Source organism: Saccharopolyspora sp. CA-218241, assembly GCF_050954615.1.
GTDB lineage: Bacteria > Actinomycetota > Actinomycetes > Mycobacteriales > Pseudonocardiaceae > Saccharopolyspora > Saccharopolyspora cebuensis.
On the sequence record NZ_CP191860.1, the window covers coordinates 3,106,742 to 3,132,060 of the forward strand.

Below are 25,319 nucleotides of genomic sequence, written 5' to 3' on the forward strand. Positions count from 1 at the left end.
CCGGCACACTGGGACCGGGCGACGGGAGGGTGTTCATGCCGGACGAAGACGGGCCGGGCCCGGTCGAGCGCGCGGGGGCGTTGCGCGAGCTCCTCGCCGAGCACCGCGACCGGGGCGAGCGGGAGCGCCGGCTGGCCGAACCGGTGGTCGCGGCGCTGGAGTCCGCCGGGTTCTTCCGGATGATGGTGCCCCGCGCCTTCGGCGGCGCCGAGCACGAGCTGGCGGTGATCGTCGACGCCACCGCCGAGCTCGCCAAGGGCGACCCCTCCGCCGCCTGGGCGGTGATGATCCTCGGCTGCGGGGACTGGTTGACCGCGCAGTACCCCGACGCCGCGCAGCGCGAGGTCTTCGGCGACGACCCGGACACCCGGGTGTGCCAGGTGCTGACGCCGAAGGCGACCGCGCGGCACGAGGGCGACCGCTGGCGGGTGTCCGGGCGGTGGGCCCCCGCCTCCGGGTGCAGGCACTCCCGCTGGGCGATGCTCGGCGTGGCGCTGGACGAGCCGGGCGGGCCAGCGGCGTGGGCGCTGGTGCCGATCGAGGAGCTGGTCGTCCGGGACACCTGGCACACGCTCGGGATGCGCGCCACCGGCAGCGAACTGCTCGTCGGCGAGGACCTCGCGATCCCCGAGCACCGGCTGCTGCGCACCCGCGCGGTGCTCGACGGCCGGGCCGAGCACCGGCACTCGGCCCGGCTGCGGACCGCCCTGGTGCCCACGCTGCTGACCTGCCTGCTCGGCCCGGTGCTGGGCATGGCGGAGGCCGCGCTGGAGCACGTGCTGGCGCAGGCGGAGCACCGTTCGGTGCCGTTCACCACCTACCGGCGGCTCAGCGACTCCACCGCGGTCCAGCTGGCGCTGGCCGAGGCGACCGCGAAGACCGACGTGGCGCGGACGACCGCCCACGCGCTGGCCGCCGAGGTCGACGGGGCGGCCGACCGCGGCGTGCTGCCGGACCGGCTGCGGCGGGCCCGGATGCGGCTGCGCGCCGCGCACGCCGTCCGGGAGTGCCGCGAGGCGGTGGACGTGCTCGTCGACGCCTACGGAGCCGGGGCGCTGGCCGACAGCGATCCGCTGAACCGGTTGCTGCGCGACGTGCAGACCGCGACCCGGCACGCGGTGGCCAACCCGGCGGTCAACGCGGAGATCTACGGCCGGGCGGTGCTCGGCCTCGACCCGGCGATCACCGAGATGGTGTGAACCGGCGCGGTGCGCTTTCCACCGGAGTGGAACAGCACCACCGCGCCGCCGGGCGGCGCAGCGCCGCCCGGCCGTCGGCACCAGCGAACGCGCGGCGACGGCCGGAACGGATACCCCCTACCCGATCAAGTGAACCGCGGAACGTCGACGCTCGCCACGAGGTCGCAGTACTGTCGTTGACGATCAAGGAAGGGAGTCCCTCGTGGAGGACGTCCGGGTCCGGTTGTGCGGCGGACCGGAAGATGGTCACGAGGTCTCGGTGTCGGCGGACCCGTCCGGCAAACCGATCCCCCGCATCACCATGCCGCTGAAATCGCCCCACGTGCGCGCCGTCGTGGTCTACGAGCGCCACCGCGCGCGCCGGGACGGCTCCTGGGAGTTCAACTACGTCGGCGTCGAGGCCTGAGCGCCCGCGAGCTCGCGCGGCGGTGGGACCTCGCGGCCCGCTGCGCCCGCGGTCGGAACCTCGGCACGTCCGGACCGCCGCGCGAGCTCGTGCGTCCCCGCTCGCCGGTGCGCACCGCCTGGGAAGATGTGCTGCTGCCGGTGGCGGCCTTGACCTCCACCGCGCTGGACGTCCGAGGATCGAGGGCGGACCGACCGGTGCGCGCGAAGGGAACGACATGAACGCGAGCTGGGAGACGATGCGCTCCTTCACCAGCGACGACTCCGTGACGCGGCAGCGGCTGTCGCCGGGGCTGGCCGGGCGGATCTTCCGCTACGCGCGGCCCTACTCGCGGATCATCGTGCCGTTCCTGGTGCTGGTGGCGATCTCGGCGGCGCTCGGCATCGTCAACCCGCTGCTGTTCAAGGCGATCATCGACGACGGCATCGTGCCGCGGAACCTCGCCGTGGTGGTGTGGCTGGCGCTGGCGGTGGCCGGGGTGGCGATCGCCGAGGCGGTGCTGACCATGCTGGAGCGCTGGCTGTCCTCCCGGCTCGGCGAGGGTTTGATCTACGACCTGCGCCGCGAGGTCTTCGACCACGTGCAGCGGATGCCGGTGGCGTTCTTCGTCCGGGCGCAGACCGGCGCCCTGGTCAGCAGGTTGAACAACGACGTGATCGGGGCGCAGCGGGCCCTGACCAGCACGCTGTCCTCAGTGGTCTCCAACGTGCTGAGCCTGGTGCTGGTGCTGGCCACCATGTTCACCCTGTCCTGGCAGATCACCCTGATCGCGCTGGCGCTGCTGCCGCTGTTCCTGCTGCCGGTGCGCTGGATCGGGCGCCGGCTGCAGCGGATCACCCGCGAGCGGATGCGCTACGACGCCGAGATGAGCTCGCTGATGACCGAGCGCTTCGGGGTCGGCGGGGCGATGCTGACCAAGCTCTACGGCCGCACCGACGAGGAGTCCGACCGGTTCTCCGAGCGGGCCGCCCGGGTCCGGGACATGGGGGTGACCTCGGCGGTCTACAGCACGGTGTTCTTCGTCGCCCTGACCCTGCTGGCCTCGCTGGCCACCGCGGTGGTCTACGGGCTGGGCGGCGGTCTGGTGCTCGCGGGCGCCTTCGAGCTGGGGACCCTGGTCGCGCTGGCCACGCTGCTGTCCCGGCTGTACGGGCCGCTGACCGCGCTGTCCAACGTGCACGTCGACGTGATGACCGCGCTGGTGAGCTTCGACCGGGTCTTCGAGGTGCTGGACCTGCGACCGATGATCCAGGAGAAGCCGGACGCCCGCGCCCTGCCCGACGGGGCCTCGGACGTCGAGTTCGACGACGTCTCGTTCAGCTACCCCGCCGCCGCCGACGTCTCGCTGGCCTCGCTGGAATCGGTGGCCCGCACCGACACCTCCCCGGCGCACGAGGTGCTGCGCGGGGTGTCGTTCCGCGCCGAACCCGGGCAGACCATCGCGCTGGTCGGCCACTCCGGCGCGGGCAAGACCACGATCACCCAGCTCGCCGGGCGGCTCTACGAGGTGAGCGCGGGCGCGGTGCGCATCGGCGGGGTCGACGTCCGGGACACCCGGCTGGACTCGCTGTACGCGCACGTCGGCGTGGTCACCCAGGAATCGCACCTGTTCCACGACACCATCCGGGCCAACCTGCTGCTCGCCCGCCCCGGGGCCACCGACGCCGAACTGCTGGACGCGCTGCGCACCGCCCAGCTCGGCCACCTCCTCGGCGAGCTGCCCGAAGGGCTGGACACGCTCGTCGGCGACCGCGGCTACCGGCTCTCCGGCGGGGAGAAGCAGCGGCTGGCCATCGCCCGGCTGCTGCTCAAGGCACCGCCGATCGTGGTGCTCGACGAGGCCACCGCGCACCTGGACTCGGAATCGGAGGCCGCGGTGCAGCAGGCGTTGCGCACCGCGCTTTCCGGGCGGACCGCGCTGGTGATCGCGCACCGCTTGTCCACCATCCGCGAGGCCGACGGGATCCTGGTGATCTCGGAGGGCCGGATCGCCGAACGCGGCACCCACGAGGAGCTGCTGGCCCGCGACGGGCTCTACGCCGAGCTCCACCGGACCCAGTTCGCCGAGCGCGACGAGGCGGTGGAGCCGGCCTAGGGCCGGGGCCGCTCAGCCCGGCGGTTCGGTGCAGAGCTCGCCCTCGGGGTCGATGCGGTGCAGGATCGCCCCGCACAGCTCGTCGAGCTGCGCGACCTGGCGCTCGGTGAGGCCGTCGAAGATCAGCGAGCGGACGTTGTCGACGTGCCCGGGCGCGGCGCCGACGAGCTTGTCCCGGCCCGCGCCGGTGAGCTCGGCGACGCTGCCCCGGCCGTCGGCGGGCGCGCGGTGGCGGACCACCCAGCCGCGCTGCTCCAGCCGGGCCACCACGTGCGACACCCGCGAGGGGGAGGCGTTGGCGCGGGTGGCGAGTTCGGTCATCCGCAGCTCCTCGCCGGGGGCCTCCGAGAGCATCGCCAGCACCCAGTAGCCGAAGTGGGTGAGCTCCTCGTCCCGCTGGAGCTGGGACTCCAGGGCGGCGGGCAGCACGGTGATCAGCGCGGCGAACTTCCGCCAGGCGCGCTGCTCGGCGTCGGTGAGCCATCGCGGTTCCTGCACATCGCCAGCATACGGACGGCGAGGGCGTAGGATTTGTTTGAACCTGCAAAGGTGAACCGGCGGCCTTCGGCGACCGACCGCCGGGCACTTCGCGCCGAGGTTGGTCATCCCCGGCGCCGCGACCGATCCGTCGAGCCCGCCTGAACGGGAAGCGCTCGTTCCAGGTGGCCTGACGCCTCAGCCCCGGGTCCGGCGCAGCAGCTCCTCCCGGGACCGGGTGTTGAGCACGCGCTCGGCGGGAACGCCGCAGCGTTGGGCCCGCGCGCAGCCCAGGCCGAGCCAGTCGAGCTGGCCCGGGGCGTGCGCGTCGCTGTCGATGCTGAACTCGCACCCCAGCTCCAGGGCGCGACCGATCAGCTCGTCCGGCGGGTCGCTGCGTTCCGGGCGCGAGTTGATTTCCACCGCGACGCCGTGGTCCCGGCAGGCGGTGAACACCGCGTCGGCGTCGAACGCGGAGGGCGGGCGCTGCCGGTTCCCGCTGAGCATCCGCCCGGTGCAGTGCCCGAGGACGTCGACGCGGGGATCGGCCACCGCCGCGCACATCCGCCGGGTCATGTCCGCGGCGTCCATCCGCAGCTTGGAGTGCACGCTGGCGACCACCACGTCGAGCTCGTCGAGCAGGTCCGGGTCCTGGTCCAGCGCCCCGCCGTCGAGGATGTCGACCTCGATGCCGGTGAGGATGCGCAGCGGCGCCAGCCGCTCGTTGAGCGCGGCGACCACGTCGAGCTGCTCGCGCAGCCGTTCGGCGCTGAGGCCGCGGGCCACCGTCAACCGCGGCGAGTGGTCGGTGAGCACGACCCACTCGTGACCCAGCGCGGCGGCGGTGCGCGCCATCTCCTCGATGGGCGAGCCGCCGTCGGACCAGTCGGAGTGGGTGTGGCAGTCACCGCGCAACCGGGCGCGCAGCTCGGCGCCCTCGGCGGGCACTTCCGCCTCCTCGCGCAGGGCGCGCAGGTAGTCCGGCACCTCACCGCGCCGGGCCTGCGCGGCGATCGCGGCGGTGGTCTTGCCGATGCCGGGCACCGAGGTCAGCCGGCCGGCGGCGATCAGGTCGTCGAGCTCGATGCGGTCCCGCACCGCCTCGGCGGCACGGCGGAACGCCCGGACCCGGTAGGTCGGCGCGGAGGCGCGCTCCAGCCAGAACGCGATCTCGCGCAGCGCTTCAGCGGCATCCACCCGTCCTTGGTAGCCGCTGCCGGCGCCACGCGCCAGCCCACCCCTTGGCTCCCGGCCGCCGAACGGGTTGGATGGCGCCAAGCGGAACCGCAGGAATGAGCGAGGTGCGTGTGCAGCAGTACGAGATCGCCGTGTTGCCCGGTGACGGCATCGGCAACGAGGTCGTGCCCGAGGCGCTGCGGGTGCTCGACGTGGTCAGCGACAAGTACGGGTTCGAGGTCGGCTACCGGCACTTCGACTGGAGCTGCCAGACCTACCTGAGCACGGGGGCGATGATGCCCGACGACGGGTTGGACCGGCTCCGCGACCACCACGCCATCCTGCTCGGCGCCGTCGGCTGGCCGGGCGTGCCCGACCACCTCTCGCTGTGGGGGTTGCTGCTGCCGATCCGGCGGGCGTTCGACCAGTACGTCAACCTGCGCCCGGTCCGGCTGCTGCCCGGCGTCACCCCGCCGGTGCGGGACAAGCAGCCCGGCGACATCGACTTCTGGGTCGTCCGGGAGAACACCGAGGGCGAGTACTCCCAGCTCGGCGGCAGGCAGGGCGAGGGCACCGAGACCGAGCTGGTGCTGCAGACCGCCGCGTTCACCCGCCGGGGCACCGACCGGATCATGCGCTACGCCTTCGAGCTGGCCCGCGACCTGGACAAGCCGCACGTCACCTCGGCGACGAAGTCCAACGGCATCTTCCACTCGATGCCCTACTGGGACGAGCGGTTCGCCGCGATCTCGGCGGAGTACCCCGACGTGCGGGTCGACCAGGACCACATCGACATCCTCTGCGCCCGGTTCGTGATGAACCCGGAGCGCTTCGACGTGGTGGTGGCCAGCAACCTGTTCGGCGACATCCTCTCCGACCTCGGCCCGGGCGTGACCGGGACGATCGGCGTCGCGCCGTCCGGCAACATCAACCCGGAGCGGATCTACCCGTCGACCTTCGAACCGGTGCACGGCTCCGCACCCGACATCGCCGGGCGCGGGATCGCCAACCCGGTCGGCCAGATCTGGTCGGCGGCGATGATGCTCGACCACCTCGGCCAGCCGGAGGCCGCGACCGACGTGGTGCGGGCGATCGAGCAGGTGCTGGGCGACGAGTCCGCACCGCGCACCCCCGACCTCGGGGGCGAGGCGGGCACCGAAGACCTGGGCAAGGCCATCGCCGACGCGCTCTGAGGCGGACGGGTGGTGATCCACGATCGAGCGGCATCGCTGCGGAACACGGGTGAACCCACGCCGCGAACCCCTCAACCCACCCGGAGAACGGCCGATCCCAAGGCAGGCGCCCCGACCGGGCAGCACCGTCCACGGCACGGAGGTAACCACCATGAACGAAACCTACGCCGTCCCCGCGCTGGTCGAGGTGGGTGACTTCGCCGCCGACACCCTCGGCGACAACGGGCACACCTTCGACGGTTTGATGAGCTCGAGGACGTGGTGATCGAGCGGTGTGGCGGCTGAGCTCGTCCGGGGAGTTCAGCTCCACCACCCTTCCGGGCCTGGCGGGCCGCCTGGAGGAGCCCGGGGCACAGCGCTGCGGTCCGCTCAGCCCGGCACCAGGCCCCGGCGGTCCGCGGGCGCACGCGGGTACTTCTGAGCACTGTTCGTGCTGGTCAGGGCCAGAGCATTCCCGCACGGGTCATGGATCACTCGGGCGGGTGGGGGTGTTGGGTTCGCGGGTGGCACCGATCGCGGTGAGGACCGCGGTCGCGGCGAGCATCCCGAGGCAGAGCAGCACCACCCGCGGGTCGTGCGCCGGGTCCGGTCCCGGCAGCACCGCCAGCAGCGACTTCGCCGCGACGAACACCAGCACGGCGGCCAGCCCGACCGCCGCCGGGCCGCGGCCGAGCAGGGCCCGCAGCAGTGCGCACAGCGGGCGCAGCGCGGCCAGCGCCAGCAAGGTCGCGGCGAGCACCGCGCCGGGCGCACCGCCGGTCCCGGTGGCGTGACCGGCGAACACCACGGCGGCCAGCGCCCCGAACGCCACCGCGGCGACCGGACGTGCGGCGATCCGCGGCAGCGCACCCGGCGGCTGCTCCGCGCGCCTGTGGTGCAGCCACACCGCGCCCAGCAGCGCGCCGCCGAACACCGCGGAGAGCCACGACATCCCGCCGGGCGCACCGAGGCCGAGCAGCACCACCCGCGCCGCGGCGGTGCCGAGCACCGCCAGCACCAGCAGGAGGCCGCGGGGCACGTCGACCAGCTCGACCAGGAGCAGCAGCACCAGGGCGCTGTCGACGTTGACGGCGAGCGAGTGCAGCCAGGCGGCGCCGAAGTCGCCTCCCGCCGCACCGCCCGAGACCAGCATCACGAGGAGGCACAGCAGCGCGCCGAGCGCGAGATGACCGGTCAGCGCGGCGACGGCGCGTCCGGGCGGGGGTTCGCCGTCGGTGCGCCACGCCGCGAACGACTCGCGGAGGAGCAGCGCGACCGCGACGACGGCGATCGGGATCCACAGGTGGCCGGGCACGTCCATCAGCGCCTCCGAGGCGGGGCGGCCGACTGCGGTGCTGCGCGGTGAGCCCGATCACCGTCCCGTTCCGCCGTTGTAGTCCCGCCCCGGTCGGCGTGTCCAGGCATGCCGGCGCGTTCCATCCGTTCGGCCCAGCGGTGGTCCTCAGTGGACGAACGGGTGAATTCGGCGCGCGGCACCGCAAACCGCGCGTCCGCATACTGTATGCTAAATCCGACGAGTCGGCCGGAAACACCGGTCGGCCCCGAACGCCCCTCGGAGTCCTCCGCATGTCGCTGCCCTCGAATGTGCCGCAGGCCGCGTCCGGCCGCCAGGTCGCGCGCCCGGTGCCGCTGCGCGAGACCGTCTACGACGCCATCCTGGAGATGATCATCACCGGTGAGCTGGCGCCCGGCAGGCACCTGGTGGAGAAGGAACTCGCCGAAATGCTCGGCGTGTCGCGGCAGCCGGTGCGCGAAGCGCTGCAGTGGCTCAAGAAGGACGAGTGGGTCGACCTGCGACCGGGCTACGGCGCGTTCGTCCACAGCCCCACCCCGGAGGAGGCCGACCAGCTCCTCGGCGTGCGCACGCTGCTGGAGGCCGAATCGGCGCGGCTGGCGGCGCTGCACTCCACCAAGGAGGGGGTCGCCGCGCTCAAGCAGACCTACAAGCGCGGCGTCGCGGCGCTCAAGGCCGACGACGTCGACACCGTGGTCAGCGCCAACGCCGAGCTGCACACGCAGATCACCGCGATGTCCGGGAACAAGATCCTGGGCGAGCTGGCCGAGCAGGTGGCGCGCCGGGTCCGCTGGTACCACACGCCGGTCGCCAAGTCGCGCGGCAAGAAGTCCTGGGACGAGCACGCCGCGCTGATCGACGCGATCGCCAAGGGCGACGCCGACCTGGCCGCGCGCCTCATGCGGGAGCACACCGAGCACACCCGCGAGTCCTACCTGGAGCGCGCCGAGGACTGAGAGACCGGCCCGCGGCGCAGGTGGTGGCGCCGCGCGGGCGGCGGCAGGGGCTCAGGTCAGCAGCGGCACATCGCAGAGCAGCCGCCCCAGCAGGTCGAGCGCGTCGTCGGTGCCGAACGGGCCGAATCCCGCCGCGTGCGCGTCCCGGAAGCACCGCTCGACGCCGAGATCGGCCCGGAACGCCGATTGCCCGCAGACCTTGATCCCCAGCTCGGCGACCTGCACGGCGGTCTCCCCCGCCGTCGCCCTCGCCTGCAGCAGCAGGCGCAGCGCCTCCGGCCGCCGCCAAGTCGCGGCTTGCACCGCGTCGTCCAGCGACGACCGCGCCGCCGCCAGCCGACCGGCCATCCGGGCCAGGTCGGCGCGGACCTCCGGTTGCCGGGTGGGCGGGCCCTGCCACCGGGTCCAGGACGGCTGCGGGCCGGTCACGCACTCCACCGCGCGCGCCAGCACGGCCTCCACCAGCCCGGTGGCGACCGCGGCGGCCAACGCCAGCGACCATGGCAGCAGCTCGGTCAGCACCAGTTCCGCACCACCACCGTCGCCGCCGAGCACGGCCGAGGCCGGAACCCGCAGCGGGTCGGCGGTGACGGTGGCCATCGCGCTGCCCCGCAGCCCGATCCCCTCGACCGCGGCGGCGCCGTCGGCCACCGCGGGCACGTGCAGACCCGGTGCGGTGGCGGGCACCCACCACAGGGTCGCGGCCCCGCCCGTCCCCGCCGACGCCCACACGTAGCCATCGGCCTCGCCCGCCGCGACGACCCCGCGCTTGCGCCCGACCAGGTCCACCACGCCGCCGTGCACGACCGGCGGCGCACCGGTCGGCAGCACCTCCGGACGCCCGGCCTCGGCCACCGCCGCGGTGCACAGGTGCGTTCCGGACGCGACCGCGCGCAGCAGCTCCGGCGGCCCGCAGCGCACCAGCACCGCCACCGCCGCGTAATGCGCCTGGAGCACCGCGGCGGTGGACCCGCAGTGCCGCGCCACCTCGGAGACCACCCGCACCGCCTCGGCGAGCCCACCGCCCCCGCCGCCCCGGGACTTCGGCACCGTCAGCCCGAGGACCCCGGCGGCGCCGAAGGCGGTCACCGCCGCGCGGGGGAACCGGCCGCGCGCATCGGTCCCGGCCGCGCCGGGACCGACCACCTCGCGCAGCAGGCGGTCGAGCCCCGGCGCGCCGGTCACGGCGAATCCTTCCGCCGCCCGACGTGCTGCCAGCCGAACCGCCCCTTGATGCACAGGTTCCCGTGCCCGACGGAGCTCTCGTGCGGGGAGGTGACCCGCACGATCTCGTTGTCCTGGGTGTGCAGCGTCAGGTTGCAGCCCACCCCGCAGAAGGTGCACACCGTGGTGGTGCGCTGCTGCCGGGACTCGTCCCAGCTGCCCTCGGCGCGCATGTCGTACTCGGTCTTGAAGCTCAGCGCCCCGGTCGGGCACACCTCGATGCAGTTGCCGCAGTACACGCACGCCGAATCGGGCAGCGGCGCGGCGAACTCGGTGGAGATCCGGGCGTCGAACCCGCGCCCGGCCACGGTGATCGCGAACGAGTTCTGCCACTGCTCGCCGCAGGCGTCGACGCACTTGTAGCACAGGATGCACTTGCCGTAGTCGCGCACGTAGAGGTCGTTGTCCACCGCGGCGGGCTGGGCGACGGTCGCGGCGACCGAGCCGTCCGGCGGCTCGTGCTCGCCCGGGGGCCGCTGGTCGCGGTCGTCGGCGGACGGCTCCGGAGGTCCGAACCGCTCCGGCCGGGCCTGGTAGTCCTCGATCCAGCCGTCCACCCCCGGCGTGGTGGACAGGTCCACCGAGGACGCCAGCAGTTCCAGCACCAGCTTGCGGCTGTGCCGGGTGCGTTCGGTGTCGGTGCGCACCACCATGCCGGGGGTGACCTCGCGGGAGCAGGACGGCACCAGGGTCCGGGAGCCCTCCACCTCGACGACGCAGACGCGGCAGGCGTTGCGCGGTCGCAGGGTGTCGCCGTAGCAGAGGGTCGGCACCTCGGTGCCGACCGCGGCGCAGGCGTCCAGGACGGTGCTGCCCTCCGCGACGCTGACCTGCTCGCCGTCCAGGGTGATGTCCACCAGCCGGCGGGGCAGTCCGAGATCGACGATGGTCATACCCGCTCCTCCGTCGTGGTCCCGGGCGCGCCTCCGGACAGCGCGCCCAGGGAATCGATGGCCGATTCGACCGCGTTCCACGCGGTCTGGCCGAGTCCGCAGATCGACGAGTCGCGCATCGCGCGGCCCACCTCGCGCAGCAGCGCCAGATCGTCCTCGCCGCTGCTGTTGGCCCGCTGCCCGACCAGGCGCTGCAACGCCTCCTCCTGGCGGACCGTGCCGACCCGGCAGGGCACGCACTGGCCGCAGGACTCGTCGCGGAAGAACGCGGCGATGCGCAGCAGCAGGTCCGGCAGGTCGGCGGTCTCGTCGAAGACCAGCACCACCCCCGAACCGAGCGTGGTGCCCGCCTCGCGCGCTCCTTCCAGCGACAGCGGCAGGTCCAGCCGGTCGGGTCCGACGAAACCGCCCGCCGCCCCGCCCAGCAGCACCGCGCGCAGTTCGCCGGTCGTCCCGCCCGCCAGGTCCAGCAGCGCGCGCAGCGTGGTGCCGAACGGGACCTCGTAGACGCCGGGACGGCGGACCTGCCCGGACAGGCAGAACAGCCGGGTGCCGGTGGAACCGCCGGTGCCGGTGCCCGCGTAGGCCGAGGCGCCGCCGGTGAGGATCAGCGGCACGTTGAGCAGGGTCTCGACGTTGTTCACCGCGGTGGGCTTGCCGAACAGGCCGCGCTCCACCGGGAACGGCGGTTTCGTCCGGGGTTCGCCGCGGTAGCCCTCGATCGAGTTGAAGATCGCGGTCTCCTCCCCGCAGATGTAGGCCCCGGCACCGCGGCGGATCTCGATGTCGAAGTCGAACCCGGGCTCGCCCAGGATGTCGCGCCCGAGCAGGCCGCGCTCCCGGGCCCGGTCGATCGCCCCGCGCATCCGGCGCAGCGCTCGCGGGTACTCGCCGCGCAGGTACAGGTAGCCCCGCGAGCAGCCGGTGGCGAACGCGGCGATGGTCATCGCCTCCACCACCGCGAACGGATCGCCCTCCATGAGCACCCGGTCCTTGAACGTGCCGGGTTCGCTCTCGTCGGCGTTGCAGATCAGGTAGTGCGGGCGCACCGGCTGCCCGGCGGTGGCCTCCCACTTCCGGCCGGTGGGGAACGCCGCGCCGCCCCGGCCGGTGAGGTTCGCCTCGGTCACCTCGCGGATCACCCCGGCGGGCCCCAGCCGCAGCGCGGTGCGCAGCGCGGTGTAGCCGCCGTGCGCCCGGTAGTCGTCGAGGCTCTCCGGGTCCACCACGCCGATCCGGCGCAGCAGCGCCAACCCGGGCGAGCCCGCCTGCGGAACCACCGGCTCGGGCTCCTCGCCGGGCTCCTCGGCCCGGGCCAGCGCCGCCACCGCGGCGTCGTCGGCGGGCGCCACCAGCCGCGCCTCGGCCGGGTCGCCCGCCGCCAGGGACAGCGCGGCGGGCGCCCGCTCGCACACCCCGAGGCAGGGGCTGGTCGTCCAGGTGACACCGCCGCGGTCCTCCCCCGGCGGTCCCAGTTCGCGGTGCAGCGCGTCGACCAGCTCCGCCGATCCGCCGGTGCGGCACGCCAGGTCGTCGCAGACGTGCAGCACCCGGGGCGCCCGGGGGCGCAGCGCGAACAGGGCGTAGAAGCTGGCCACCCCGTAGGCGTCGGCGGGCGGCACGGACAACCGGCGGCAGATGTGGTTGAGCGCACCGGGGCTGATCCAGCCGACCCGGTCGTTGACCGCGTGCAGGCAGGGCAGCAGCTGGTCGCGCCCGGGCGCGGGCCCGTGGCCGTTGCCGTCACCGGGTCCGAGCAGGTCGTCGATCGCCGCCTGCTCGACGGCGGTCGGCGCGGAGCTGAGCAGGTGCAGGTCCACGGGGCCTCCTTGGGTCGTGCGGGTGGCGGGAGGCTGCCGGCGCGCGGTCCGCACCACCGCGCGCCGCGGGTCCGAGCAGTCAGGCGGCGGGTTCGGCGTCGCCGATCCGGTCCACCCGGATCGCCGAGGCCTTGTACTCGGCCGTCCCGGCCACCGGGTCGGTGGCCTCGATGGTGATCGAGTTGACGTCCACCTCGTCCGGGAAGTGGAACGTCATGAACGCCAATCCGGGCCGCAGGCCGGGATCCAGCCGCACCGGCGCGACGATCGAGCCGCGCCGCGAGGTGATCCGGGCCCGCTCCCCCGCCGCCAGGCCGAGCGCCTCGGCGTCGGCGGGGTTGAGGTCCAGCGTCTCGCCCCGGCGCATCGGCGAGCTGAACCCGCCGGACTGCACGCCGGTGTTGTAGGAGTCCAGCCGGCGCCCGGTGGTCAGCCGCAGCGGGAACTCCGCGGTGAGCTCGTCGACCGGTCGCCGGTGCTCGACGACCACGAACGGGGCCGGGTCGCCCCGCTCGGCCGGATCGTCGGCCCACAACCGGGAGTGCAGGTAGCTGGGTTCCAGCCCGTCCTCGGTGGGGCACGGCCACTGGATGCCGCCGAGGTCGGCCAGCCGCTGGTAGGTCATGCCCGCGTGCATCGGCGAGAGCGCGCGCATCTCGTCCCACACGGCTTCGGCCCGGTCGTAGTGCCAGTCGTGGCCGAGCCTGCGGGCGAGTTCGCAGAGGATGTCGATGTCGTCGCGGGCGCCTTCCGGTGCGTCCAGCGCCTTGCGGACCCGCTGCACCCGCCGCTCGCTGTTGGTGAAGGTGCCCTCGCTCTCGCACCAGGCCGCCGTCGCGGGCAGCACCACGTGCGCCAGTTCGGCGGTCTTGGTCAGGAAGATGTCCTGGACCACCAGGTGCCGCAGGTTCTCCATCCGCTTGCGGGTGCGCCCGGAATCGGCCTCGGACTGCACCGGGTTCTCCCCGATGGCGTAGACGGCGGTGAGCTCGCCGCGGTCCATCGCCTCGAACATCTGGGTCAGGTGCCAGCCGTAGCGCGGCGGGATGGCCGAACCCCAGCTCCGGTCGAACTTCTCCCGCACCTCGGGCAGCAGGATGTCCTGGAAGCCCGGCAGCCGGTTCGGGATGGCGCCCATGTCGCCGCCGCCCTGCACGTTGTTCTGCCCGCGCAGCGGGTTGAGGCCGCTGCCGTAGCGGCCGACGTGACCGGTCAGCAGGGCCAGGTTGATCAGCGCCAGCACGTTGTCGGTGCCGTTGTGGTGCTCGGTGATGCCCAGCGTCCAGCAGAGCTGCGCCCGGTCGGCGTTGGCGTAGGCGTGGGCGAGCTCCTCGATCAGCTCGGCGGGCACCCCCGTCTCCAGCGCGGCGACCTCCGGCGTCCACTTCGCGACGTCGGCGGCGTAGTCGTCGAAGCCCTCGGTGGCGCGGTCGATGAAGGTGCGGTTGACCAGTCCGGAGGCGATGATCTGCCGCGCCACGGCGTGCGCGAGCGCGATGTCGGTGCCGACGTCGAGCTGGAGCCACCGGTCGGCCCACTGCGCGGTGCTGGTGCGCCGCGGGTCCACCACGAACAGCCGGGCGCCGCGCCGCACCGCCTTGAGCACGTGGTGGAAGAAGATCGGGTGCGCCTCGCGGGCGTTGGACCCCCACATCACGATCAGGTCGGCGTCCTCGATCTCCTGGTACGAGGAGGTCCCGCCACCGCTGCCGAAGACCTGCGCGAGCCCCGCCACGCTCGGCGCGTGGCAGGTGCGGTTGCAGGAGTCGACGTTGTTGGTGCCGATCACGGCCCGGGCGAACTTCTGCGCCACGTAGTTCATCTCGTTGGTCGAGCGGGCGCAGGAGAACATGCCGAAGGCATCGGCGCCGCGCTCCCGCACGGTCTCGGCGATGCCCTCGGCCGCCCGGTCCAGCGCCTCGTCCCACGACGCCGGGCGCAGCTCACCGCCGTCGCGCACCAGCGGCGTGGTCAGCCGGGTGTAGGCCATCGTGCCTCCTCTCGAGCCGGACGCGCCGGTCCGGCCGGTCGCCGAGCGCGTCCCCGACCCCGACGCCGAACCGGGTTCGCCGCCGCGGGCGTCCCGTGACCCGACACCGGGGTACGACGACAGGGCGCGACGACGGGGACCGGCATTCGTGAATGCAGTATACTGTATGGCTCCCATCCGACAAGCGTCCGTTCCGCGCACCGCGCCGATCGTCCTGTCGGAGGAACGCGGTGCGACGCGGCCGGAATCATCCGGACCTACCGTTCACAATGGACGATCGAGTGGGGTTCACCTGGACGTCGCAACCCGGTGGCTGGGCGGTGGACACCCACGGCCGACTGCGGTATCCCTGAAGTTCATACGGTATGCAGTATGCCGATCGCCGAGGGGATGAGGACTCCGCCATGGCCCACACCTCCACCGACCACGCCGCCGACGCCCCGCTGATCTCCGGGGTCATCTGGTCGCCAAGGCACTCCGCGCGGAGGGCGTCGACACCATCTTCACCCTGTGCGGCGGGCACATCATCGACATCTACGACGGGTGCGTCGACGAGGGCATCGAGGTCATCGACGTCCGGCACGAGCAGGTCGCCGCGCACGCCGCCGACGGCTACGCGCGGATCACCGGACGCCCCGGCTGCGCCGTGGTCACCGCGGGCCCCGGCACCACCGACGCGGTGACCGGCGTCGCCAACGCGCTGCGGGCCGAGAGCCCGCTGCTGCTGATCGGCGGCCAGGGCGCGCTCTCCCAGCACAAGATGGGCTCGTTGCAGGACCTCCCGCACGTCGACATGATGGGCCCGATCACCAAGTTCGCCGCGACCGTGCCGCACACCGAACGGGTCGCAGACCTGGTGTCGATGGCCTTCCGGGAGTGCTACCACGGCGCGCCCGGCCCGTCGTTCCTGGAGATCCCGCGCGACGTGCTGGACGCGCGGGTCCCGGTGGACCGGGCCCGGGTGCCGGTCGGCGGCCGGTACCGCTCCTCGACCCGCTCGGCCGGCGACCCGGCCGGCATCGAACGGCTCGCCGACCTGCTCACCAAGGCCGAGAAGCCGTGCATCCTGCTGGGCAGCCAGGTGTGGGGGTGCCGGGCCACCGACTCGGCGGTCAAGCTGGTCCGCGAGCTCAACGTGCCCGCCTTCATGAACGGCGCGGGACGCGGCACCCTGTCCCCCGCCGACCCGCTGCACTTCCAGCTCGCCCGCCGCTACGCCTTCGACAACGCCGACCTGATCATCATCGTGGGCACCCCCTTCGACTTCCGGATGGGCTACGGCAAGCGGTTGTCCAGCGCGGCGACCGTGGTGCAGATCGACCTCGACTACCGCACCGTCGGCAAGAACCGCGACATCGACCTGGGCATCGTCGGCGACGCCGACGCGGTGCTCACCGCGCTGGCCCAGGCCACCTCCGGGCGGCTGGACAACGGCGCCGCCGGCCGCGGCGCCTGGGTGCGCGAGCTGCGCGAGGTCGAGGACGCCGCGTACCAGAAGCGGTTGCCGCGGCAGCACTCCGACGCCTCCCCCATCGACCCGTACCGGCTGGTGCACGAGATCAACGAGTTCCTCACCGAGGACTCGATCTACATCGGCGACGGCGGCGACATCGTCACCTTCTCCGGTCAGGTGGTGCAGCCGAAGTCGCCGGGGCACTGGATGGACCCGGGTCCGCTGGGCACCCTCGGCGTCGGCGTGCCGTTCGCGATGGCCGCCAAGCACGCCCGCCCGGACAAGGAGGTCGTCTGCCTGTTCGGCGATGGCGCGCTCAGCCTCACCGGGTGGGACTTCGAGACGATGGTCCGCTTCGGACTGCCCTTCGTCGGCATCGTCGGCAACAACTCGTCGATGAACCAGATCCGCTACGGCCAGATGGCCAAGTACGGCGACGACCGCGGCCGGGTCGGCAACACCCTGGGCGACGTCGAGTACAGCCGATTCGCCCGGATGCTCGGCGGCTACGGCGAGGAGGTCCGGGACCCGGCCGAGATCGGCCCCGCGCTGCGCCGGGCCCGCGAGTCGGGCAAGCCGTCGCTGATCAACGTCTGGGTCGATCCGGACGTCTACGCGCCCGGAACGATGAACCAGACCATGTACAAGTAGCTCCCCGCTGCCGGCCACCGACCGATCACACCGCCCGAAGGAGCTCGGCATGAGCGCTCTAGAAGGTGTCCGGGTGCTGGACATGACGCACGTCCAGTCCGGACCGTCCGCGACGCAGATCCTGGCCTGGCTGGGCGCCGACGTGGTCAAGCTCGAAGCCCCCACCGGGGACATCACCCGGCGCCAGCTTCGGGACCTCGACGACGCCGACAGCCTGTACTTCACGATGCTCAACTGCAACAAGCGCAGCATCACGCTGAACATGAAGTCCGACGAGGGCAAGGAGATGTTCACCGAGCTGGTGGCCTCCTCGGACGTGCTGGTGGAGAACTTCGGGCCGGGCACGGTGGACCGGATGGGCTTCACCTGGGACCGGTTGCGCGAGCTGAACCCCCGGCTGATCTACGCCTCGATCAAGGGCTTCGGCGACGGCCCCTACACGCACTACAAGGCCTACGAGGTGGTCGCCCAGGCGATGGGCGGTTCGATGAGCACCACCGGGTTCGAGGAAGGGCCGCCGCTGGCCACCGGGGCCCAGATCGGCGACTCGGGGACCGGCATCCACACCGTCGCGGGCATCCTGGCGGCGCTGTTCCAGCGGGAGCGCACCGACCGCGGGCAGCGGGTCTCGGTGGCGATGCAGCACGCGGTGCTCAACCTCTGCCGGGTCAAGCTGCGCGACCAGCAGCGGCTGGCGCACGGCCCGCTCGACGAGTACCCGAACGACTCCTTCGGCGCGGAGGTGCCGCGCTCGGGCAACGCCTCCGGCGGCGGCCAGCCCGGCTGGGCGCTGCGGTGCAGCCCGGGCGGTCCGAACGACTACATCTACGTCATCGTGCAACCGCAGGGCTGGGCCCCGATCGCGCGGTTGATCGGGCGGCCGGAGCTGGCCGAGGACCCGGACTGGGCCACCCCGGAAGCGCGGCTGTCCAAGCTGGACAAGATGTTCGGGATGATCGAGGAGTGGTCGGCCCACCATGGCAAGTGGGACGTGCTGGCCAGCCTCAACGCCCACGGCATCCCCTGCGGTCCGATCCTGTCCACCCGCGAGCTGATCGAGGACGCCTCGCTGGCGGACAACGGCATGATCGTCACCGTGGACCACCCGGAGCGGGGCGCGTTCACCACCGTGGGCTGCCCGATCAAGCTCTCCGAATCGCCGGTCGCGGTGCGCCGCTCGCCGCTGCTCGGGGAGCACAACGGCGAGGTGTACCAGGAGCGGCTGGGCATCGACGCGGACCGGCTGACCGCGCTCAAGGCGAACGGAGTGATCTAGATGGCCTACGACCAGACCGCGGCGCGCGCGGTGCTCGACGGCGCGCTCGCCGACGGCCGCACCGCGCTGACCGCTCCCGAGGCCAAAGCGCTGTGCGACGCCTACGGCATTCCCGCGGCCGGCGAAGGGCTGGCCACGACCGAGGACGAGGCGGTGGCGCTGGCGGCCGGGTTCGGCGGTCCGGTGGCGCTGAAGATCGTGTCCCCGGACATCCTGCACAAGACCGAGGCGGGCGGCGTGCTCGTCGGCGTCGAGGGCGCGGAGGCGGTGCGCGACGGCTACCGCGCGATCCTGGCCAACGCGCGGGCGCACGACGCGCAGGCGCGCCTCACCGGGGTCCAGGTGCAGCAGGTCGTCGGCGGCCAGGAGGTGATCGTCGGCGCCACCACCGACCCGACCTTCGGCAAGGTGGTCGCCTTCGGCCTCGGCGGCGTGCTGGTGGAGGTGCTCCAGGACGTCACCTTCCGGCTGGCGCCGCTGACCGCCGAGCAGGCGCGCGGGATGCTCGACGACATCGCCGCCGCCGAGGTGCTGCGCGGCGCCCGCGGCGCTGAGCCGGTGGACGCCGAGGCGCTGGCCGAGGTCCTGCGGCGGGTCTCGGACCTGGTCCACGACTTCCCCCGGATCAGCGAGCTGGACCTCAACCCGGTGTTCGCCACGGCCGCGGGCGCGGTGGCCGCCGACGTCCGGGTGGTGCTGGCCGAGGAGGAACCGGCCGAGCCCGTGCGGCACTCCGAGCAGGACGTGCTGCGGGCGATGCGGCGGCTGATGAACCCGTCGTCGATCGCCGTCATCGGCGCGTCCAACGAGGACGGCAAGATCGGCAACTCGGTGATGAAGAACCTGATCAACGGCGGCTACGCCGGGGACATCCACCCGGTCAACCCGAAGGCCGACGAGATCATGGGGCGCCGCGCCTACCGCAGCATCGGCGAGGTGCCCGGCGACGTGGACGTGGCGGTGTTCACCGTCCCGGCCAAGTTCGTCGCCGCCGCGCTGGAGGAGTGCGGGGCGAAGAACGTCGCCGCCGCGGTGCTCATCCCCTCCGGCTTCGCCGAGACCGGCAACGTCGAGCTCCAGGAGGAGGTCGTGGCGGTGGCCCGGGAGCACGGCATCCGGCTGCTCGGCCCCAACATCTACGGCTACTACTCCACCTGGCACAACCTGTGCGCGACGTTCTGCACCCCCTACGACGTGCGCGGCGGCGTGGCCCTGACCTCGCAGAGCGGCGGGATCGGGATGGCGATCCTCGGCTTCAGCCGGACCACCCGGATGGGCGTGTCCGCGATCGTCGGCCTGGGTAACAAGTCCGATGTGGACGAGGACGACCTGCTGACCTACTTCGAGCAGGACGACAACACCCGCTGCGTGGCGATGCACCTGGAGGACCTCAAGGACGGCCGCGCCTTCGTCGAGGCCGCGCAGCGGGTCACCCGGCGCAAGCCGGTGGTGGTGCTCAAGGCGGGCCGCACCGCGCTCGGCGCCCGCGCGGCCAGCTCGCACACCGGAGCGCTGGCCGGTGACGACAAGGTCTACGACGACGTGCTGCGCCAGTCCGGCGTCATCCGGGCGCCCGGGCTCAACGAGATGCTGGAGTACGCCCGGGGCGTGCCGCTGCTGCCCACCCCGCAGGGCGAGAACGTCGTCATCATCACCGGTGCGGGCGGATCCGGCGTGCTGCTGTCCGACGCCTGCGTGGCCAACGACCTGCGGCTGATGGAGGTGCCCGACGACCTCGACGCCGAATTCCGGCGGCACATCCCGCCGTTCGGGGCCGCGGGCAACCCGATCGACATCACCGGCGGCGAGCCGCCCAGCACCTACGAGGCCACCCTCCGGCTCGGACTGCGCGATCCCCGCATCCACTCCCTCGTGCTCGGCTACTGGCACACCATCGTCACCCCGCCAATGGTGTTCGCCGAACTCGCCGCGCGGGTCGCCGAGGAGGCCCGCGAGCAGGGCATCGACAAGCCGATCGTCGCCTCGCTGGCCGGGGACACCGAGGTCGAGAAGGCCGCGGAGTACCTGTTCGACCACGGCATCGTCGCCTATCCCTACACGACCGAGAAGCCCGTCGCGGTGCTCGGGGCCAAGTACCGGTGGGCCCGGGCGGCGGGCTTGCTCGGGTAGCGGAGCCGACACCGCGTGCGCCGACCCCGGCTCCGGGACCGCACCAGCCCGTCCCTCGCCCGCCGCGACCGGTGAGGAACGCGCTGGGCGGCCCGGCCCCGGGGCGACCCGCGCCCTGCCGCGCTCCGCACCGTCCGGTTCGATCGATCGCGGACTAGGAGGTCCGGAGTGGACGCTGAGAAGGCACCTGGAAACCAAGACGCGGAGCCCGCGTTAGGCGAATCGAGAGTGTGGAAGGCGGGCCGGCTCGAACCGATGCCGATCCGCGAGCTGCCCGAGTCCCCGCCGTCGGTGCACCTGCTCGGTCCCACCGTTTTCCTGGTGGCGCTGGGCGTGGGCATGGGCGAGTCCTACATGTGGCCGCGCCTGGTGCTGGTGTTCGGCCCGGAGATCCGGTGGTTGTTCCTGATCGGCGTCACGCTGCAGGCGTTCGTGATGCTGGAGATGGCGCGCTACGCGATGGCCACCGGCGAGAGCATCTTCTCCGGTGCGGCGCGGATCGCCAAACCGGTGATGTGGTTCTTCTTCGTCACGGCGATCGTGGTCTACATCTGGCCGGGGCACCTGTCGGCGGGCGCGGCGGCGTTCGAGGAGATCACCGGCATCCCGTGGGTGGTCACCGCCTGCCTCGGCCTGCTGCTGGTCGGGGTGCTGTTCAGCCTGGCCAAGGTGATCTACAGCCTGCTGGAGAACGTGCTGTCGTTCCTGATCGGGCTCCTCGTGGTCGGGGCGACGGTGATCGCCGCGATGGTCGGCAACTTCAACGACCTGGTCAGCACCCTCACCGGGATGTTCCACTTCGGCTACTTCCCGGAGGAGGCGATGTCGGCCACCTGGTTCCCCATCGTGGTCGGCTCGATCGCCTTCGCCGGGCCCTCCGGGATGCAGCAGATGTGGTACACGCTGCACCTGCGGGACAAGGGCGCCGGGATGGGGGCGCACATCCCGCGCATCCGGGGGCTGCGGCACGCCGGCGAGGAGGAGGTGATGCCCAGCCGGGGGTTCATGTTCGACACGAACGACCCCGAGGAGATGCGCAAGTGGAAGGGCTGGCGGCGCTGGGTCACCTTCGACGCGCTGCTGCTGTTCTGGGGCGTGACGATGTTGGTGACGGTGTCGTTCACGGTGCTCGCCCAGTCCGCGGCGCGGGAGAACCCCAACGTCCGCACGCTCATCGAGCAGGGCGACCGGGACGCCGCGCTCAACGCGATGGCCAGCGCCTTCGCCTCCGCGGGCAGCCCGGTGCTGGGGTCGGTGTTCCTCGGCTTCCTCGCGCTGATCGGGCTGAACGCGACGCTGGGCCTGTTCGACTCGTTCTCCCGGGGCCAGGCGGACATGACCTACCACTTCGTGCCGGGGGCGCGGCGGCTGAAGATGTCGCACCTCTACGCCGGGTTCCTGTGGGCCGTGATCGGCTTCGGCATCCTGATCCTGCTGTTCGGCCCGGCCGACGGCCCCAGCGCGATCCTGGACATCCTGGCCTTCCTGTCCACGTTCGCGATGGGCGCCTACTGCGTGGTCCTGCTGCTGGTGAACAACCTGATGCTGCCCAAGCCGATCCGGCCGAACGTGTTCACCAACCTGGTGATCGGCGCGGGAGCGGTGTTCTACCTGGGCATGCTGTTCTTCAGCCTGTTCCGCTTCGGAGTGGTGGTGAGCTGAGATGGGTCGAGTCGTCGCCCTGTCCCCGGACCGGGTCGCGCCGGGGCTGCTGATCGCGTGCTGCGCCGGGCTGTTCGCCGGCGTGCTGCCCCTGGTCGCCGGGGCTCCGGTGGCGTGGGCGGTGACCACCGGGGTGCTGCTGGCGCTGCCCTTGGCGCTGCTCGGGATCGGCTACGGGGCGCTGCGGGCGCACGGGGTGCTGCGCGGCGGCGCGTTCGCCCCGGTGGCCCTGTTCTGGGTGATCGGGTTCCCGCTGGCCCGGCTGGTCCAGGACGTCGGCACCCGGCTGGTGCTCGACGGCGGCTTCGCGCTGCCGCCGAGCCCGCTGGGTTTCCTGGCCTACCAGGCGATGCTCAGCATCGGGTTCGCCATCGGCTTCGTGTGGGTGCACGAACGGCTCACCGGGGTCGGCCACGCCTGGTCGGCCCGGCGGTCGAGCTGATGCGCGGCGATCAGCGCGGGGTCCGCTGCGCGGGGACGGCGACCGGCCGGTCCCCGCCCGCGGAGCGCCTGCTGGACTCCATCGCGGTCGCCAGACCGAGACCGAGCAGCCGCCCGTCGGCCGCGTAGCCGCGCGGCAGCCGGGCGAAGTGGCGCAGGGCGGAACGCAGTCGTCGCATGGTGTGTTCACCTCCTCGTCGTGTTCTCCTGCATACAGTATGCCGAAAATCGACCGGGTTCGCCGTGTGAGCCCCGACACCACGGGAGGGTGACCGATGGACCGAGCGAGCAGCGGTTTCCTCCCGCCCGCGCACCGGGTGCTGCGCGACCACCTCGGCAGGCCCTACCGGGTGGGCGAGAGCCCCCGGCAGCTCGCCGGCCGCTCCCGCACCGCGCTGCTGTGGGCCTGCCGGGTTCCGGTGCTGGTGGTCGGCACCGGCCAGTACGCCTTCGGCGCCGCGGTCCCGGCGCTGACCGCGAGCACCGGCCGGACCGCGCCGGAGCTCCTCTGGGCGCTGGCGCTGTGGACGGTGTTCCAGGCCGGGGCCGCCTACCCGGTCGCCCGCCGACGCCCCGGGAAGGACCCGAGGGCGGTCCTGGTGGCCGGAGCGCTGCTGTCCGGCCTCGGACTGCTGGCGCTGGCGCGCGCCGAGCACCTCGCGGTGCTGCTGATCGGCTACTCCGCGCTGGGCGGGACCGGCGCCGGACTGGTCTACGCGGCGTGCACCGCCACCGCGGGCCGGTGGTTCCCGGAGCGGTCCGCCGCCCGGGTCGCCTCGGTCACCGGGGCGTTCGCCTGGGGTTCCGCGCCGTTCGCGGTGGCGCTGGCCCTCGACGGCGCGGCTTCGGTCGCCGCGCTGCCGGTGCTGGCCGGGGTGGTCGCGGCCGTGGTGCTGGGCTGCGGGCTGCTGCTGTCGGACCCGCCGCCGCACTGGTGGCCCGAGCACGTCGACCCCCGGCGGTGGGCGCTGGCCGCGCACCCCGGGCGGTTCCGCGCCCCTCCCGCCGTGCGCCAGTTCTCGGCGGTGGAGGCGCTGCGCACGCCGGTGCTGCCGGTCATGGCCGGTGCGCTGTGCTGCGCGGCGACGGTGTCGCTGTTCAACGCCGCCGTCCTGGCGGTGCTGGCGGTGCGGCTCGGGCACGGCCCCGCGGTCGGCGCCCTCGCCGTCGCCGCCTTCGCCGCCACCGGCGGAGCCGGGCGGGCGCTGGCGATCCCGGTCGCCGACCGGCTCGGCGGTCGCCGCGCGCTGCGCCTGGTGATGGCCGCCCAGGCGTTCGGCCAGGTGCTCCTGCTGCTGGCGTTGCCCGCCGCCGGCCCGGGGCCGCTGCTGGTGGCGGCGCTGGTCGCCGGGATCGGCGGCGGCGCCTTCTACCCGCTGTTCGCCGCGCTGGCCCGGGAGTGCTTCGGGGACCGGCGCAGCGCCGAGGTGCACGGCCTGGTCTACAGCGCCAAGGCGGTCAGCGGCCTGCTCGGCATCGGCCTCGCGGTGGCGGCCGCGGGTGGCTCCCCCGCGGCGCCGGTGGTCGCCGCCGCGCTGTCCGGGTGCGCGGCGCTGCTCGTCTCCGCGCTGCACCGCCCCGGCCTGCCCCGCACGCTGCCCACCGCGTCGGCACCGGAGCGCGCCGCGGGCAGACCCCCGATCCCCACCTGAGGCCCGGGTGCTCGGACCACGACGACGATGGCGCCGGGCACGGCGCGGAAAGCCGCGAGCTGCTCCCCGGCGGCGTCGCCCGGGGTGACGGCGATGGTGGGCAGCGTCATGTTCCTCCTCCCGGTCGCACCGCGGCGATGGCCCGGTGCAGCGCTTCCGGTGCGCCGAAGCCACCGGCCTTGGTGATGACGAGCTGGTCGCCGGGGTCGGCGCGGGCGAGCACGACGCCCGGTTCGAGTTCGGCGATCAGCCGCAGCGCGGTGGTGCCGCGCCGGGCCAGCACGGCCCGCGCGGTCTCGCCCCCGGTGAGCACCAGCAGCGCCGCGCCGTCGCCCGCTCCGGCGCAGGCCTCGGCCAGCGCGGCGCCGATCCGGGACGCGGCGGCCGGGTCCACCGGTCCGCCGAGGGTGACCACCGCGTCCCCCGCGTCGAGCGCGCGGCGCACCGGCCCCGCGGAACCCGCCGGATCGGCCAGCAGCCGCCGCACCGGCAGGTCGACGTGCCGCGCGCCCCGCGCGGCGAGCACCTCCGCCTGCGCCCGGGAGGCAGCGCTGGCGCTGCCGACGACGGTGAGCACCGGGCCGGACACCGCGGGCAGCGCGGCGGTGGTGCGCCCGGGGCGCACCCGGTCGGCCAGCGCCTCGGCGAGCCCGGCGGCACCGGCCCAGTGCGGCGGTCGGGGCAGCGCGACGCCCGCCCCGACCAGGGCACGCAGGTCCGCACCGGTGACCGCGTCGGCGATCACCACGTCCCCCGCGGCCAGCAGCGCGGCGAGCCGCGCCCGCAGCCGCTCCGGCTCGCCGCGCACGGTCGGCAGCGCCAGGTGGTGCGCCCGCAGCGGTTCCAGGGCGGCGGCCACGGCAGGCGGCGGGGGCGCGATCTCGGCGCGCCACGCGTCGGTCCGGTGCAGCGCGGTGCCGCCTAGGTGCACCACGCCGCCGAGCACGGTGCGGCCGGTCGCCGGCGAGGCCGGGCAGAGCAGCACCCCGGCGCCCGCGGCGTGCTCGGCCAGGGCGCCGACCTCGGCCGCGAGGTTGCCGCGCAACGTGGAGTCGACCTTCTTGAGCACCAGCCGCCCGGTGCCGTGCGCGCGCAGCGCACCGGTGACCCGGCGGGCCGCCTCGGGCGCGGGCGCGCCCCGGCTGTCGGTGTCCACCACGACGACCTCGGCGGTCCCGGCGGCGCGCAACGACACCAGCGTGCGCAGCTCCCGCACCGCGAACGGCACCCCGGAATCACCCGCCCCGGAGAGGTCGTCCGCCACGACCAGAACCTCGGTCCCCACCGCCGCACTCCTCACCCTTGCGCACTTCGCGCAAGAAACGCACCGA

General features: G+C 73.6%; 21 protein-coding genes. 12 read left to right on the top strand and 9 right to left on the bottom strand.

Going from position 1 to position 25,319, the window contains the following annotated elements; all coding sequences use genetic code 11:
* The first annotated feature begins 35 nt into the window (after nt 1–35).
* The 3 genes from ACQP0T_RS14815 (at nt 36) to ACQP0T_RS14825 (ending at nt 3,700) form a co-directional block, all read left to right on the top strand.
* Entirely contained in the window at nt 36–1,199 is a 1,164-nt protein-coding gene (locus tag ACQP0T_RS14815) for an acyl-CoA dehydrogenase family protein (RefSeq protein WP_433868596.1), read from the top strand.
* 202 nt (nt 1,200–1,401) lie between these two features.
* A complete protein-coding gene (locus ACQP0T_RS14820) occupies nt 1,402–1,605 on the top strand; it encodes a hypothetical protein (protein WP_433868597.1) in 204 nt (67 codons plus the stop codon).
* 217 nt (nt 1,606–1,822) lie between these two features.
* Nucleotides 1,823–3,700 (top strand): ABC transporter ATP-binding protein, encoded by a 1,878-nt coding sequence (locus ACQP0T_RS14825; RefSeq protein ID WP_345366025.1) that lies wholly within the window; start codon nt 1,823–1,825, stop codon nt 3,698–3,700.
* A 12-nt stretch (nt 3,701–3,712) separates the two neighbouring features.
* Here the strand turns inward: ACQP0T_RS14825 and ACQP0T_RS14830 are convergent, their stop codons facing one another.
* Together ACQP0T_RS14830 and ACQP0T_RS14835 are read right to left on the bottom strand one after the other, a co-directional pair.
* On the bottom strand, nt 3,713–4,198 hold the full coding sequence (locus tag ACQP0T_RS14830) for a MarR family winged helix-turn-helix transcriptional regulator (protein ID WP_433868598.1): 486 nt from the start codon (nt 4,196–4,198) through the stop codon (nt 3,713–3,715).
* A 177-nt stretch (nt 4,199–4,375) separates the two neighbouring features.
* The gene (locus tag ACQP0T_RS14835; protein WP_433868599.1) at nt 4,376–5,374 is read right to left on the bottom strand and encodes a PHP domain-containing protein; all 999 of its coding nucleotides are present in this window, start codon (nt 5,372–5,374) and stop codon (nt 4,376–4,378) included.
* A gap of 95 nt (nt 5,375–5,469) precedes the next feature.
* Between ACQP0T_RS14835 and ACQP0T_RS14840 the strand changes: the two genes are divergently transcribed.
* Both ACQP0T_RS14840 and ACQP0T_RS14845 read left to right on the top strand, forming a co-directional pair.
* Complete coding sequence (locus ACQP0T_RS14840) at nt 5,470–6,546, top strand: tartrate dehydrogenase (protein ID WP_433868600.1); 1,077 nt, start codon at nt 5,470–5,472, stop codon at nt 6,544–6,546.
* A gap of 151 nt (nt 6,547–6,697) precedes the next feature.
* Complete coding sequence (locus tag ACQP0T_RS14845) at nt 6,698–6,811, top strand: lasso RiPP family leader peptide-containing protein (RefSeq protein ID WP_433868601.1); 114 nt, start codon at nt 6,698–6,700, stop codon at nt 6,809–6,811.
* Nucleotides 6,812–7,009: 198 nt separating this feature from the next.
* Here the strand turns inward: ACQP0T_RS14845 and ACQP0T_RS14850 are convergent, their stop codons facing one another.
* Nucleotides 7,010–7,846: a hypothetical protein gene (locus tag ACQP0T_RS14850; RefSeq protein ID WP_433868602.1), complete on the bottom strand. Its 837-nt coding sequence runs from the start codon at nt 7,844–7,846 to the stop codon at nt 7,010–7,012.
* Nucleotides 7,847–8,112: 266 nt separating this feature from the next.
* Between ACQP0T_RS14850 and ACQP0T_RS14855 the strand changes: the two genes are divergently transcribed.
* Complete coding sequence (locus tag ACQP0T_RS14855; RefSeq protein WP_433868603.1) at nt 8,113–8,796, top strand: GntR family transcriptional regulator; 684 nt, start codon at nt 8,113–8,115, stop codon at nt 8,794–8,796.
* A gap of 51 nt (nt 8,797–8,847) precedes the next feature.
* Here ACQP0T_RS14855 and ACQP0T_RS14860 read toward each other — a convergent pair whose 3' ends face one another.
* The 4 genes from ACQP0T_RS14860 to ACQP0T_RS14875 all read right to left on the bottom strand — a co-directional run bounded on the left by ACQP0T_RS14860 (nt 8,848) and on the right by ACQP0T_RS14875 (nt 14,723).
* Entirely contained in the window at nt 8,848–9,981 is a 1,134-nt protein-coding gene (locus ACQP0T_RS14860; protein ID WP_433868604.1) for an acyl-CoA dehydrogenase family protein, read from the bottom strand.
* A complete protein-coding gene (locus ACQP0T_RS14865) occupies nt 9,978–10,913 on the bottom strand; it encodes a 2Fe-2S iron-sulfur cluster-binding protein (RefSeq protein ID WP_433868605.1) in 936 nt (311 codons plus the stop codon). The genes ACQP0T_RS14860 and ACQP0T_RS14865 overlap by 4 nt, the downstream gene beginning before the upstream one ends.
* Nucleotides 10,910–12,733 (bottom strand): NAD(P)H-dependent oxidoreductase subunit E, encoded by a 1,824-nt coding sequence (locus ACQP0T_RS14870; RefSeq protein ID WP_433868606.1) that lies wholly within the window; start codon nt 12,731–12,733, stop codon nt 10,910–10,912. The genes ACQP0T_RS14865 and ACQP0T_RS14870 overlap by 4 nt, the downstream gene beginning before the upstream one ends.
* A 79-nt stretch (nt 12,734–12,812) precedes the next feature.
* Nucleotides 12,813–14,723, bottom strand: a complete 1,911-nt coding sequence (locus ACQP0T_RS14875; RefSeq protein ID WP_433868607.1) for a molybdopterin oxidoreductase family protein — start codon at nt 14,721–14,723, stop codon at nt 12,813–12,815.
* Between the two features lie 460 nt (nt 14,724–15,183).
* Between ACQP0T_RS14875 and ACQP0T_RS14880 the strand changes: the two genes are divergently transcribed.
* The 5 genes from ACQP0T_RS14880 to ACQP0T_RS14900 all read left to right on the top strand — a co-directional run bounded on the left by ACQP0T_RS14880 (nt 15,184) and on the right by ACQP0T_RS14900 (nt 22,337).
* Nucleotides 15,184–16,827 (top strand): thiamine pyrophosphate-binding protein, encoded by a 1,644-nt coding sequence (locus tag ACQP0T_RS14880; protein ID WP_433873726.1) that lies wholly within the window; start codon nt 15,184–15,186, stop codon nt 16,825–16,827.
* Nucleotides 16,828–16,876: 49 nt separating this feature from the next.
* Nucleotides 16,877–18,103 carry a formyl-CoA transferase gene (gene frc, locus ACQP0T_RS14885; RefSeq protein ID WP_433868608.1) on the top strand — a complete coding sequence of 409 codons (1,227 nt, stop codon included), beginning with the start codon at nt 16,877–16,879 and terminating at the stop codon, nt 18,101–18,103.
* Nucleotides 18,104–20,233 (top strand): acetate--CoA ligase family protein, encoded by a 2,130-nt coding sequence (locus tag ACQP0T_RS14890; RefSeq protein ID WP_433868609.1) that lies wholly within the window; start codon nt 18,104–18,106, stop codon nt 20,231–20,233.
* A 255-nt stretch (nt 20,234–20,488) separates the two neighbouring features.
* Nucleotides 20,489–21,895, top strand: coding sequence for an Nramp family divalent metal transporter (locus tag ACQP0T_RS14895; RefSeq protein WP_433868610.1), 1,407 nt, complete (start codon nt 20,489–20,491; stop codon nt 21,893–21,895).
* 1 nt (nt 21,896) lies between these two features.
* On the top strand, nt 21,897–22,337 hold the full coding sequence (locus ACQP0T_RS14900) for a hypothetical protein (protein WP_345365998.1): 441 nt from the start codon (nt 21,897–21,899) through the stop codon (nt 22,335–22,337).
* A 10-nt stretch (nt 22,338–22,347) separates the two neighbouring features.
* Here the strand turns inward: ACQP0T_RS14900 and ACQP0T_RS14905 are convergent, their stop codons facing one another.
* The gene (locus ACQP0T_RS14905) at nt 22,348–22,515 is read right to left on the bottom strand and encodes a hypothetical protein (RefSeq protein WP_345365996.1); all 168 of its coding nucleotides are present in this window, start codon (nt 22,513–22,515) and stop codon (nt 22,348–22,350) included.
* 96 nt (nt 22,516–22,611) lie between these two features.
* Here ACQP0T_RS14905 and ACQP0T_RS14910 point away from each other — a divergent pair, with 96 nt between their 5' ends.
* Nucleotides 22,612–23,988 (top strand): MFS transporter, encoded by a 1,377-nt coding sequence (locus ACQP0T_RS14910; protein WP_433868611.1) that lies wholly within the window; start codon nt 22,612–22,614, stop codon nt 23,986–23,988.
* Between the two features lie 106 nt (nt 23,989–24,094).
* Here ACQP0T_RS14910 and ACQP0T_RS14915 read toward each other — a convergent pair whose 3' ends face one another.
* Nucleotides 24,095–25,273 (bottom strand): four-carbon acid sugar kinase family protein, encoded by a 1,179-nt coding sequence (locus ACQP0T_RS14915; RefSeq protein WP_433868612.1) that lies wholly within the window; start codon nt 25,271–25,273, stop codon nt 24,095–24,097.
* Nucleotides 25,274–25,319 lie beyond the last annotated feature (46 nt).

Bases quoted from the DNA above. Each gene is read 5' to 3' on its own strand.
- ACQP0T_RS14815 (WP_433868596.1), top strand. From the start codon at position 36: ATGCCGGACGAAGACGGGCCGGGCCCGGTCGAGCGCGCGGGGGCGTTG.
- ACQP0T_RS14825 (WP_345366025.1), top strand. From the start codon at position 1,823: ATGAACGCGAGCTGGGAGACGATGCGCTCCTTCACCAGCGACGACTCC.
- ACQP0T_RS14840 (WP_433868600.1), top strand. From the start codon at position 5,470: ATGAGCGAGGTGCGTGTGCAGCAGTACGAGATCGCCGTGTTGCCCGGT.
- ACQP0T_RS14845 (WP_433868601.1), top strand. From the start codon at position 6,698: ATGAACGAAACCTACGCCGTCCCCGCGCTGGTCGAGGTGGGTGACTTC.
- ACQP0T_RS14850 (WP_433868602.1), bottom strand. From the start codon at position 7,846: ATGGACGTGCCCGGCCACCTGTGGATCCCGATCGCCGTCGTCGCGGTC.
- ACQP0T_RS14855 (WP_433868603.1), top strand. From the start codon at position 8,113: ATGTCGCTGCCCTCGAATGTGCCGCAGGCCGCGTCCGGCCGCCAGGTC.
- ACQP0T_RS14865 (WP_433868605.1), bottom strand. From the start codon at position 10,913: ATGACCATCGTCGATCTCGGACTGCCCCGCCGGCTGGTGGACATCACC.
- ACQP0T_RS14875 (WP_433868607.1), bottom strand. From the start codon at position 14,723: ATGGCCTACACCCGGCTGACCACGCCGCTGGTGCGCGACGGCGGTGAG.
- frc (WP_433868608.1), top strand. From the start codon at position 16,877: ATGAGCGCTCTAGAAGGTGTCCGGGTGCTGGACATGACGCACGTCCAG.
- ACQP0T_RS14890 (WP_433868609.1), top strand. From the start codon at position 18,104: ATGGCCTACGACCAGACCGCGGCGCGCGCGGTGCTCGACGGCGCGCTC.
- ACQP0T_RS14895 (WP_433868610.1), top strand. From the start codon at position 20,489: ATGCCGATCCGCGAGCTGCCCGAGTCCCCGCCGTCGGTGCACCTGCTC.
- ACQP0T_RS14900 (WP_345365998.1), top strand. From the start codon at position 21,897: ATGGGTCGAGTCGTCGCCCTGTCCCCGGACCGGGTCGCGCCGGGGCTG.
- ACQP0T_RS14905 (WP_345365996.1), bottom strand. From the start codon at position 22,515: ATGCGACGACTGCGTTCCGCCCTGCGCCACTTCGCCCGGCTGCCGCGC.
- ACQP0T_RS14910 (WP_433868611.1), top strand. From the start codon at position 22,612: ATGGACCGAGCGAGCAGCGGTTTCCTCCCGCCCGCGCACCGGGTGCTG.